The sequence below is a fragment of the Acidovorax sp. KNOB132 genome (assembly GCF_057541515.1).
The window spans coordinates 1-10422 of sequence record NZ_BAAJYT010000125.1 but is presented as its reverse complement, the minus strand read 5'-3'; the positions used below and the strand labels follow the sequence as shown (position 1 = coordinate 10422).

The window sequence follows — 10422 nt, the reverse complement described above, 5'->3', positions numbered from 1 at the left end:
GGGGGGCATCGTCCGCCAACCCACCGGGCACGATCCAGTCGAGCACCAGTGCACTGGCGCCGGGCGCGTGCGCAGGCGGCCCGGCCCAGCACGATTCGCAGTCGGCGTTGATGAAGCGTTCGTACAGCGCCACGGGCTGCGCCACGCCGTCGCTGGAACAGGACGCCTGGGCCTGGGCCAGCAGCGGGGCGCCGCCGAAGGTGGCCAGCAAGGCCAGGGCGGTCAGGGAGTGAAGGGGTGGGCGCATGGGCAGCGGAGCAGCGGCAGTGGTGTTGCGCGCCATGTTCCCACAGATGCGCACGGCTTGGGAGCCGCCCGTGCATGTGGGGCCCCGTCCCCGAACCGGGGTGGGGCGGGAGGCTGGGTGTGCGGCCTACTCGGGCTTGACGTTGGCGCGGCGCACCACGTCGCCGTAGGCCACCAGGCGCTCGGCCATCATCTTCTCGAAGCCGGCCGGTGCCATGTCCTCCGGCGCGATCACGCCGCGGCCGCGCAGGTTTTCCAGCATGGAGGGTTCCGTGGCTGCCGTGCGGATGGCCTTGTGCAGCGTGGCCACGATGGCGGGCGGCGTGTTGGCGGGCGCGGCGATGCCGGTCCACGACGTCTGGTTGAGCGGGGCCTGGCCCAGTTCGGCGAAGGTGGGCACGTCGGGCAGTTGCGGCAGGCGCTGGGGCGACGCCACGGCTAGCGCGCGCAGCTTGCCGGCCTGGATGTGCGGCAGGAAGATGACCAGGTTGTCGAGCGTGAACTGCACCTCGTTGGCCAGCACGGCGGTGATGAGCGGAGAGCCGCCGCGGTAGGGCACGTGCACGGCCTGTGTGCCGATGGCCAGCTGCATCATTTCGACATTGAGCTGTCCCATGCTGCCGGCGCCGGCGCTGCAGAAGTTGAGCTGGCCCGGGCGCTGCTTGGCGTAGGCCACGAACTCGGCGAAGGTCTTCACCGGCAGGCTGGGGTGCACGACGAGCACGTTGGGCTGGCGGCCCAGGATGGCGATGTTGTCGAAGTCCTTGATGGGGTCGTAGCCCAGGTTGGGCTGCACGAGCGGATTGGCCAGGTGGCTGCTTTGCGAAGAGACCACGAGCGTGTAGCCGTCGGCCTTGGAACGGGCCACGAACTGCGCGCCGATCGATCCGCCCGCGCCGGGCTTGTTGTCGATGACCATGGGCACGTCCAGGATGCGGCCGAGCGGCTCGGCGTATTGCCGCGCCATCACGTCCACCGAGCCGCCGGGCGGGAAGGGCACGACGAGCGTGATCGGGCGCGCGGGGTAGGTCTCTGCCGCGTGGCTGGCCACGGCGGGCAGGCCGGCCAGGCCCAGCCCGAGGCTGGAAGCCAGGATCTGGCGGCGGGTCAGGTGGCAGGCGTCAGGCGAGGAAGGGGCGCTGCGAACAGGCATGGCAGGGGCAATGGCAAATGAAAAGACAAAGGTGAAAACAGGGCGCGGCCTGGCCCGCCGTCAGCCCAGCGCGAGCAGGGTGAGGGCCAGCGCCTGGGCCCGTGGCACGAAGGTGGTCAGGTCGCAGAACTCGCGCTCGCTGTGGGCGTATCCGCCCACCGGGCCCAGCGCGCACAGCGAGGGAATGCCCATCGACGAGGTGATGCCGCTGTCGGCGGCCCCGCCGGTGAATTCGCCCTCGACCGCGAAGCCAACCTGCGCCGCGCTGCGCTGGTAGGCGGCCAGCAGGTCGGCCGGGGTTTTGGCCATGGGCAGCGTGCCCGTCTGCTCCACGATGCGGCCACTGGTGCGGGGCAGCGATTCTTCTTCGATCACCGCGCGGATGCGGGCCAGCACGGCTTCGAGGTCGTTCTCGGCCGTGTAGCGCAGGTCCAGATGGGCCCGCGCCAGCGGCGCGACGACGTTGGAGGCCATGCCGCCCTGGATGAAGCCGACGTTGAGCGTCACGCCCGGCTCGCAGCCGTTGAGCGCGTGCAGGGCCACCGTCTTGCGCGCCAGGGCCTCGATGGCGCTGGCCCCCTGCGCGGGGTTGATGCCCGCATGCGCGGCCACGCCCTGCACCTCGAAATCGATGCGGTACGAGCCCTTGCGCTCGACCACCACGTTGCCCGTGATGCGGCCGGGCTCGGCGTTGAGTACGGCGCGCGCGCCCTGGGAAATTTCGCGGATCACCGTTCGGCAGGCGGGCGAGCCCACTTCTTCGTCGCACGAGAAGAACAGGTGCACGGGCGAGGCGTTGCCGCCGAACCGGGCCAGCGCCTCGGCCACGAAGACGTTCATGACCAGGCCGGATTTCATGTCCGCCACGCCGGGCCCGAAGGCCTTGCCGGCTTCCACCCGCCAGGGGCGCTCGGCGGCCGTGCCCAGGGGGAACACCGTGTCCATATGGCCCATGAGCTGCAGGTGGCCTGCGGCCGCTGGATCGCTGCCCGGAATGCGGGCCAGCAGGCATTCGCCCCAGCCCGGCTGCGGCAGGGTCTGCACGGCGATGCCAGCCGCTTCCAGCCGCCCGCGCAGCAGGGCCGCGACCTGCTGCACACCTGCCACATGGCCGCTGCCGCTGTCGGTGTCCACCACCTGCCGCAGCAGATCGAACATGGCACTTTCCTGCGAGGCCAGCCAGGCCAGCAGGGGTTGCGCAGCCGGCGGCAGGGCCTGGCCGGTGGCAGGGGAGTCGGCTTCGATGGTGGTGGTCATGGGCATCGCGAGTGAAATGAATATTTCAATAATCATATATTCATGAAACAGTCATTGCAATGTGCTCGCGGTGCTTCGCCATGCGGGGCTGCGCTGGATTACGCTCACCCATCCCCGTCGATTTCTCCACCCCTGCCATGCTCCTGACCGAACGGCTCGTCCTCCACGCCCCCACCCTGACGGCCAGCGAACGTGCGCTGGCGGACGACCTGCAGCGCCACTATCCCGACGGATTGCTCGACTCGGCCAGCGCCATGGCCGCGCGCGCGGGCACCAGCGCCTCCACCGTGGTGCGGCTGTTCGCCAAGCTGGGCTATGCCAGCCTGGCCGAGGTGCGCCGCGAAGCCCGCAGCGAGGTGACCGTGCTGCTGCAGACGCCCGCCCAGCGCACGCGCGCCACCATCGGCAGCGACCGCACCCTGGCCGAGTGCGTGGACGATGCGCTGCTGCACGACCAGCACAACCTCACCGCCACCCGGCAGGGGCTGGACATGGGCGTGTTCGGGGCGGTGGTGCAGGCCATCAGCGGCTGCCAGGGGCGCGTCTTCGTGATGGCCGAGAAAAACAGCGTGCCGGTGTCCTCCTACCTCACCACCCACCTGAACATGTGCCGGCCGCAGGTGCTGGAACTGGGCGCGGGCGCGCCCTTCGCGGTGGACCGGCTGCTGTGGACCGAGCCGCAGGACATGCTGCTGGTGTTCACCATCCGCCGCTATTCCAACGGCGCGCTGCTGGCCGCGCAGCATTTCCGGCAGCAGGGATGCACCGTGGTGGCGATCACCGACAGCGCGGCGGCGCCCATCGTGGCCTGCGCCCACCACAGCCTGCTGGTGGGCACGGCGAACGCGTCCCCGTTCGACTCCTACACCGCCGCGTTCTTCCTGTGCAACGCGCTGGTGTCCGCCGTGGCGCAGCAGCGGCATGGCGAAGTGGCGCAGACCCTGCAGCGCCGCGACGCGCTGTGGAAGAACTTCGAGGCCGATGCGGTGGACGGCCTGCGCCGCATGCCCCCGCTGCCGGCCCGCCCGCGCAGTGGGGGGTAGCGCCGAGCAGCCCCACGGCGGAGGGCGGCCGGTGGAGGTTCCTACAATGGCACCATGCTCCCACACGACCTGTTTTCCGGCGCGCCAGCGCCTTTCGGTGCTGGCGACGCCGGCCCCGCGCCCCAGTCCGATGCCGCCTCGCCCCTGCTGCAGAACCTGAACGACGAGCAACTGGCCGCGGTCACGCTGCCGGCCGGGCACGCCCTGATCCTTGCGGGCGCGGGCTCGGGCAAGACCCGGGTGCTCACCACCCGCATCGCCTGGCTGCTGCAAAACGGCTACGCCACGCCCGGCGGCATCCTGGCCGTCACCTTCACCAACAAGGCCGCCAAGGAGATGGTCCTGCGCCTGTCGGCCATGCTGCCGGTGAACGTGCGCGGCATGTGGATCGGCACCTTCCACGGGCTGTGCAACCGCCTGCTGCGGGCGCACTACAAGCTGGCCGGCCTGCCTCAGGCCTTCCAGATCCTGGACACGCAGGACCAGCTTTCGGCCGTCAAGCGGCTGTGCAAGCAGTTCAACATCGACGAGGAGCGCTTTCCCCCGAAGCAGGTGCAGTACTTCATCAGCGGCTGCAAGGAAGAGGGCCTGCGCCCGGGCGACGTGGACGCACGCGATGCCGATGCCCGCAAGAAGGTCGAGCTGTACCAGCTGTACGAAGAGCAGTGCCAGCGCGAAGGCGTGGTCGATTTCGGCGAACTGATGCTGCGCAGCTACGAACTGCTGCGCGACAACGACCCGGTGCGCGCGCATTACCAGCGGCGCTTCCAGCACATCCTGGTGGATGAGTTCCAGGACACCAACAAGCTGCAGTACGCCTGGCTCAAGCAGCTCGCGGGCGACGTGGCGGACGGCCAGTTCCAGGCGCGCGGCAGCGTGATCGCCGTGGGCGACGACGACCAGAGCATCTATGCCTTTCGCGGTGCGCGCGTGGGCAACATGGCCGACTTCGTGCGCGAGTTCGACGTGCAGCGCCAGATCAAGCTGGAGCAGAACTACCGCAGCTACAGCAACATCCTCGATTCGGCCAACGCCCTCATCAGCCACAACAGCAAGCGCCTGGGCAAGAACCTGCGCACCACGCAGGGCCCTGGCGAGCCGGTGCGTGTGTTCGAGGCCACCACCGACCTGGCCGAGGCGCAGTGGATGGTGGAGGAGATCCGCCAGCTCGTGCGCAGCGACGGTTTCGAACGCAAGGAAGTGGCCGTGCTGTACCGCAGCAATGCACAGAGCCGGGTGATCGAGTCGGCCCTGTTCAATGCAGCGGTGCCTTACCGCGTGTATGGCGGCCTGCGCTTCTTCGAGCGGGCCGAAATCAAGCACGCGCTGGCCTACCTGCGCGTGCTGGAGAACCCGCACGACGACACGAGCTTTCTGCGCGTGGTCAATTTCCCGCCGCGCGGCATCGGCGCGCGCACGGTCGAGGTGCTGCAGGACGCGGCGCGCAGCGCGGGCTGCTCGCTGCACGATGCCGTCACCGCGGTGCCGGGCAAGGCCGGCGCCAACCTGGGCAGCTTCGTCGCCCTGGTCGACGTGCTGCGCGAGCAGACGCAGGGCATGACCCTGCGCGGCATCATCGAGCAGATGCTGGAGTCGAGCGGCCTGCTGGAGCACTTCCGCTCTGAAAAGGAAGGCGCCGACCGCATCGAAAACCTGCAGGAGCTGGTGAACGCGGCCGAGAGCTTCGTCACGCAGGAAGGCTTCGGGCGCGACGCCATCGCGCTGCCGGTGGATGAGCACGGCACGCCGCTCACGCAAAGCCCGGCGAGCCAGGGCCTGGACCCGTCGCTGCCCACCACCGACGAGCCGCTGCCCGGCGGCGTGGCGGGCATCGTGGACACCGATACCGGCGAGACACTCTCGCCCCTGGCCGCCTTCCTGACCCATGCGGCGCTGGAGGCGGGCGACAACCAGGCGCAGGCCGGCCAGGATGCCGTGCAGCTCATGACCGTGCACGCCTCCAAGGGCCTGGAGTTCGACGCCGTGTTCATCGGCGGCATGGAAGAAGGCCTGTTCCCCCACGAGAACGCGATGAGCGACCGCGAAGGGCTGGAGGAAGAGCGCCGCCTGATGTACGTGGCCATCACCCGCGCGCGAAAGCGCCTGTACCTGAGCCATTCGCAGACCCGGCTGCTGCACGGCCAGACGCGCTACAACATCAAGAGCCGGTTCTTCGACGAACTGCCTGAAGCCGCGTTGAAATGGATCACGCCCAAGCAGCAGGGGTTCGGCACGTTTGCTCCTAATTCAGGAGCGGGCGGTGCATATGGATCTAGCGCGAGAGGCGGATTCGGGTCCAGGTCGGAATCGTTCGCCAGCCCGCCGGTTCCGGTGCAGAAGGCCGCTCCATCGCACGGGTTGCGCGTGGGGCTGGGCGTGTTCCACACCAAGTTCGGCGAGGGCAAGGTGCTGGCGCTGGAGGGCACCGGCGACGATGCGCGCGCACAGGTGAACTTTCCCCGGCATGGCACCAAATGGCTGGCGCTGTCGGTGGCCAAGCTGACCGTGGTGGATTGATTGGACACCGCGGGGCGGGGTGGCATGCGCCGCCCCGCGGCGTGCCTCAATTTCGGGACGGAAAGGTCCCTGCGAGCGCGATGATGAAGTTGAGGGAGAGATAGGGCTGCATGTTGTCGTGCGGCAGGCTGCTCCCGGCCAGCCCCGTCGTGACGCCGGCCAGGTTGCCGTCGGGGGCTTGGTTGGTGTACTGGTTATCGCGCCGGTCGGAAGCGGCCAGGTAGCGGCCGTTGGGCGCTGCCGAGTTGCCCGCGCCGCTGCTCACCGCCACGGACGTGGTGTGGTTGTGCATCGGCATGTTGTTGATGTTGAGCGTGACGCTTTCCTGTCCAGCCATCTGCCCCAGCACGTAATTGCTTCCGCCGGGCGACATTCCCATGCCCAGCGGTACACGGCCGCGCAGATCGGGCAGCGCGAAGGTGGTCTGGCCATTGCCTCCGTAGGTGGTGCCCAGCAACGAGAACAAGGCGGCATTACTGGAAATCGCCATCAATTGGCCCCAGCAAAAAGCCCAGTTTCGGGGCGCGTAGTTGCCTGCGAACACAGAGATTTCACCGATGAATGGGTCTGCAGCCATGATGTTCTTCCATTAAGTCACGAGATAAGGGGTGGTCCAGCCGCTGCAGCCGGGGGCTCCGAGCGGCGCGCCGGGGCCGCGCGTGGCCCATGCCATTTCGGTGCTCCCCCCCGTTGCGGGTGTGCCGGCGCGAAGCCAGTGGATGCCGTTGCGATCGCCGCTCGCCAAACCATGGGGCGGGTCTCCACGGGGGCCGTTTTCCGAAGGCGTTCGCAGGATGGTCAGTTGCTCGACCCCCGCGCCGTTGCTTTGCCACTGCGCGAAGCGCTGCCCGGCCTCGAAGCCGAGCAGGGCCGGGCCGCTCAGCTCCGCCAGCGAATCCGAGCCCGAAAGCGCGCAACGGGCGGCGATCGACCGGCAGGCGTCGGACCCGGCGTTCCAGGAGGCCACGCTGGTCCAGCCTATCGGCCGCGACCCGACGGCTTCCGCCGGCCCCCGCGAAAAGAGGGTGCCCACCACGGGGGTCTGGCTGTGCGGCTGCAATTGGCTCCACTGCCGCTGAAAGCGCAAGGCCTGCGCGCCGGAATACAGGGCCACCACGAAGTCTGCGCGGGCAGCATGCCAGGCCGAACGCAAGCCGGCGAACTCGTCGGAGCCGTCGGGCAGGCCGGAGATGTGCATTGCCGACACCGTGCCGCCTGCGGCCTCGAACGCGCGGCGAAATTCATGCGGAAAGTCGTAGCCGCTTTCCAGAAAGCCCATGCACAGCAACGCGCGTGTGCCCCAGCGCCGTGGCGCTTCCCGCCCCAGGACCGCGCAGGACTGCCACAGATCCAGCGAGTGGGCAATCAGCCACGGCGAACGGTCGGCCAGGCGCGTGGGCAGCTGGTCGGCCCCCGTGTCGCTGGCCAGAAAAGGGATCTGGTTCGCTTCCAGGAGCGGCACCAGGTCCCGGGCCGACTGCATCGGCAGCCATCCTGCCAGCGCGTCGACCGCGCCGGAGCCGACGGCGGCACGCGCCTGCCGCAACGCGGCCTGGGGACTGCGCCCGTAAGGCAGCGGCAGCCAACGCGGGGGGTGTTCCGAGGCCTCGGCGCCCACTTGCAGGCCGGCCAGGAATTCGGCGGAGAGGGTGGGGTAGCGTGACGATTCCGGCAGCAGCACGCCGACCGTCCGCGGGGTGCCATGTCGCGCCGGGCCCTGCCGGTCCGTCGGCGCTGCCAGGGCCGGCGCAGCGGCGCAGGCCATGGTCGCTGCCGTGGACACGGAGGCGCCCAGGAAGCCGCGTCGGCCGAGTCGCGCAGGAGAAGGGGGCGAAGAAGTCATTGCGTGGTCAACCGGCTTCAAGGGCTTCGGAAGGGGTTCCGCCGGCGTGCATGGAGGCCTTGCCTGCCGCCGCGCGCATGGCTTCCAGGGCGCGGTAGTGGGGATCGATCCATTGCATGGCCAGTTCGTGCAGGCGAGGCGAAGCCTGGCTGCGCTTGCGCTGCGCGTCGGGTGCGAACGGGTGGTTGGGGTGCTTCGCATGGACAGCGAAGGTGAGTTCGGCCTGCTCGGTGGCCGCAGCGTCGAGCGCCATGCCGAAATGCGGTGCGACCTCCGTGAGGATGGCCGATGGAAGCTGCCGGTAGTCGATCAGCAGCGTGCGCTCCGGCCGGAACTGCTGCACCATGGTTTCGTAGAGGGCGCCCAGGCTGCGGGCGCAATAGGCTTCGAGGCCCATCTGCAGCGCATCGTCGAACGCGATGCCAGCCAGGTTGACCCCCAGAGGCCCGCCGGGGATCAGGTAGGCCGCGCGCTGCTGCCACTGGGACACCAGCACTTCCAGCGGGTCCCGGTACAGGAAAAGCCACGGGGTGTCGGGCCAGGCTTGCGCGATCTGGTCCGCATAGCCTGTGGCCCAGCAATCGCATTTGATGACAAGGTGGCTGCGCCTTGCCCCGTGGTCCGGCCGCAGCGGTTGCGACCACGCACTGGCCACCGCCCTGGCCGCGGGAACCGCCAGTGCCCGATCCATGCCGGGCAGCCGGGCGTTCGCGCGCATCAGATCGTCCAGCAGCGGAGGCTCCGAGAGGGTGACGTGGCTGTCCAGCGCCGCGAAGGCCTGCGTCACGAGCGTCGAGCCGCAGCGCGACACATGAAAGACGATGCCCGATGGCGCCAGGCCCGGCGAGGCCTGCGCCCAGTCGAGCAGATCGGACAGCGGCGTCTGCCGGCGAAACCCCTGGTGGAAGGGGCGATGCATCGCATCCTGCACCCCGTCCGAGAAGAACGGTGCGCGCGTGACCTCGGGCGGCGCGCGCATCCAGTCCACCAGCGTCTCGCCGCCAGCCCCGGAATAGATGCGGATGGGCGACCAGCCCTCGAAATTCAGACGACCCATTGCTGCATCCATGCCTGCCGCCCGGAGGCCATGGCGGACAGGACTTCCGCCTCGGTGAAGGCCCATCCGCGGGCCTGGCCCATTTCCATGCAGGCCTGCGCGAATGCCTCCCGCGAGTGGATGCCCAGCAGGCGGTCCTGCAGCGCCGGTTCGTCGAAGACTTGGTCCCGAAACCGCGCGAACCGCCACTGCGGGTCCTGTTCGGGCGGGTAGGGTCGCCCGGTATCGCCCGCGGCGATGGCCTGGCGCAGGCGGGGCGTCGCCTCGCAATCCACCACCAGGTGCAGCCGCTCGACCGTGCCCCGGTTGCAAACGCGGTGCGGCAGGGAGAAATCGGCATACCACCACTCGCCCGTGCGCATGGGCACCCGCTGGCCATCCACATGGAAAAAGACTTCGTCATGCGTCTGCAGCGGCAGGTGCAGGCGCACCTCGCCATTCCGCAGGCCCACGCCAGCATCGGCGTGTTCCAGGATGGCGCCACCGGGCGCGAGACGCAGCACGCGCACCGACTTGAGCGGTGCCCCTTCCGTGATGCCGGCCACCAGGGTCCGAATGGCGGGGCATTGCGCCATCGTGGCTTCGTCCTGGAAGAAGTCCGCGGCGAACTCGCCTGGCGCGGCAGGCAGCGGCGAGCGGGACGTGCTGCGCAGGGCCGCCACGTGCCAGCCGCCGTTGTGCTTCGCCAGGTTGAAATGCGGGCCCCAGAGGCCGTCCGGCAACGCATGGACCTCTTGCAGCGCCGCAGCCACTTCGGCCATGCCGTGCGCCAGCCGCCGCATGGGCGGGAAGTCGTTGGGCGCAAGGGATGCCACGGTGGGCTGGGCGGTCATGGGGCGATACGGGCCGTGGGTGAAGCCAGCGCCGTTACTGGGCGCAGATCGCGTAGGCCGTGCAGCTTTGCAGGTCCGAGCGATAGGAATTCAGGGCGCGGATCGTCCAACCGAAGGTGCCCGCATTGCCGCCGCAATTGGCCACCGGGCGGCTCTCGCCCAGATAGACGCCGATGTCTTCGGGCGATGTCTGTCCGGTGCTGGCGGAATGGCCGCCGCCCAGCACCTTCTCGCCCGCATTGCAGCAAGAGGTGACGGCGCAGGCCTGTGCATTCACCGGTTGCAGCGTGATCTCGCGCACGGTGACTCCCGTGCTCACCGAGCCTGCCGCGCCGGTCGGGCCCGCAGGGCCGGTGCCACCAGTGGAGCCTGTGGCGCCCGTTGCGCCTGCCGATCCCGTGGGGCCCGTGGGCCCGGCCACTCCCGCGCTGCCCGTGGGACCGAGGGCCCCCGTCGCTCCGGTGGTGCCCGTG

At 69.4% G+C, this 10422-nt stretch carries 8 protein-coding genes and 2 pseudogenes; 2 read left to right on the top strand and 8 right to left on the bottom strand.

Annotated elements, in window-relative coordinates:
- From AC27IO_RS15450 to AC27IO_RS15440, 3 genes and pseudogenes are all read right to left on the bottom strand, one after another.
- Positions 1–247, bottom strand: a pseudogene (locus tag AC27IO_RS15450) (hypothetical protein); the annotation flags it as partial.
- Between the two features lie 126 nt (positions 248–373).
- On the bottom strand, positions 374–1399 hold the full coding sequence (locus AC27IO_RS15445; RefSeq protein ID WP_498739534.1) for a Bug family tripartite tricarboxylate transporter substrate binding protein: 1026 nt from the start codon (positions 1397–1399) through the stop codon (positions 374–376).
- Between the two features lie 60 nt (positions 1400–1459).
- A complete protein-coding gene (locus AC27IO_RS15440) occupies positions 1460–2656 on the bottom strand; it encodes a M20 family metallopeptidase (protein WP_284429055.1) in 1197 nt (398 codons plus the stop codon).
- A 137-nt stretch (positions 2657–2793) separates the two neighbouring features.
- Between AC27IO_RS15440 and AC27IO_RS15435 the strand changes: the two genes are divergently transcribed.
- Both AC27IO_RS15435 and AC27IO_RS15430 read left to right on the top strand, forming a co-directional pair.
- Complete coding sequence (locus AC27IO_RS15435) at positions 2794–3699, top strand: MurR/RpiR family transcriptional regulator (RefSeq protein ID WP_498739532.1); 906 nt, start codon at positions 2794–2796, stop codon at positions 3697–3699.
- Positions 3700–3753: 54 nt separating this feature from the next.
- A complete protein-coding gene (locus tag AC27IO_RS15430) occupies positions 3754–6216 on the top strand; it encodes a UvrD-helicase domain-containing protein (RefSeq protein ID WP_317351679.1) in 2463 nt (820 codons plus the stop codon).
- A gap of 46 nt (positions 6217–6262) precedes the next feature.
- Here AC27IO_RS15430 and AC27IO_RS15425 read toward each other — a convergent pair whose 3' ends face one another.
- From AC27IO_RS15425 to AC27IO_RS15405, 5 genes and pseudogenes are all read right to left on the bottom strand, one after another.
- Positions 6263–6793 carry a phage tail protein gene (locus tag AC27IO_RS15425; RefSeq protein WP_487113870.1) on the bottom strand — a complete coding sequence of 177 codons (531 nt, stop codon included), beginning with the start codon at positions 6791–6793 and terminating at the stop codon, positions 6263–6265.
- A 12-nt stretch (positions 6794–6805) separates the two neighbouring features.
- Entirely contained in the window at positions 6806–7999 is a 1194-nt protein-coding gene (locus AC27IO_RS15420; protein ID WP_498739530.1) for an ABC transporter substrate-binding protein, read from the bottom strand.
- Between the two features lie 67 nt (positions 8000–8066).
- Positions 8067–9116, bottom strand: a complete 1050-nt coding sequence (locus AC27IO_RS15415; RefSeq protein WP_498739528.1) for a sulfotransferase family protein — start codon at positions 9114–9116, stop codon at positions 8067–8069.
- Positions 9104–9949, bottom strand: a complete 846-nt coding sequence (locus AC27IO_RS15410; RefSeq protein WP_498739526.1) for an aspartyl/asparaginyl beta-hydroxylase domain-containing protein — start codon at positions 9947–9949, stop codon at positions 9104–9106. The genes AC27IO_RS15415 and AC27IO_RS15410 overlap by 13 nt, the downstream gene beginning before the upstream one ends.
- A gap of 34 nt (positions 9950–9983) precedes the next feature.
- Positions 9984–10422 (bottom strand): annotated as a pseudogene (locus AC27IO_RS15405) (hypothetical protein); the annotation flags it as partial.